The organism is Oleiphilus sp. HI0132 (assembly GCF_001635845.1).
Window position 1 is genome coordinate 1 of the sequence record NZ_LWGJ01000520.1, and the last position, 700, is coordinate 700.

General features: G+C 45.1%; 1 protein-coding gene and 1 pseudogene. One reads left to right on the forward strand and one right to left on the reverse strand.

Features of this window, described 5'->3' with window-relative positions; translation table 11 throughout:
* Positions 1-317, forward strand: a 317-nt coding sequence (locus tag A3766_RS06205; protein ID WP_068511457.1) for a YqfO family protein, incomplete at its 5' end; no start/stop codon positions are given.
* A gap of 6 nt (positions 318-323) precedes the next feature.
* On the opposite strand, the pseudogene A3766_RS06210 reads toward A3766_RS06205, so the two are convergent.
* A pseudogene (locus A3766_RS06210) lies at positions 324-700 on the reverse strand (type II/IV secretion system protein); the annotation flags it as partial.

The window sequence follows — 700 nt, forward strand, 5'->3', positions numbered from 1 at the left end:
GTATGTATAAGTTATGTTTTTTTGTGCCTGTCGAGAATGCGGAAAAAGTTAAGGATGCGGTTTTTTTGACAGGTGCAGGTAGGATAGGTTGTTATGATCGGTGTAGCTGGGAAACTTTGGGGGCTGGACAATTTAGACCTTTATCTGGTAGCAAGCCAGCGATTGGTCAGATTGATGAAATTGAAAAAGTTCAAGAGCTAAAGGTTGAATTGGTTTGTTCGGATGAGTGTATCAAACAGGCCGTGTCAGCATTGAAGCAGGCTCATCCTTACGAAGAGCCTGCATACGAAGTATTTCGTTTGGAGGAGGGCTTCTAGTGTTCCCTAGCTCATTAGCTGATTAAGGCTGACTGGTGTGACTCTGAGCACTTCATCAATGGTTGTTAAGCCATTTGCTATTTTATTTGCGCCGCTTAGCCTTAGTGAATACATCCCTTCTTTAATTGCTTCTTTTCTGAGCTCTGCTACTTGACCGCTTTCGTGTATGTGCCCTTTTAAGCTTTCGGATAAGGGCATGATTTCATAAACGCCTGCTCGACCGCGATAGCCTGTTTGTCGACATTCTTGGCAGCCGACGGGTTGTTGCGCATTTTGAGGCAAAGGTGTTTTCCAAGGTCTGGTAAGCATTTTCCAGTCTTCCTCTTCAAGCTCGACAGGTGTCTTGCAGGACGTACAAAGGGTTCTAACCAGCCTTTGGGCCA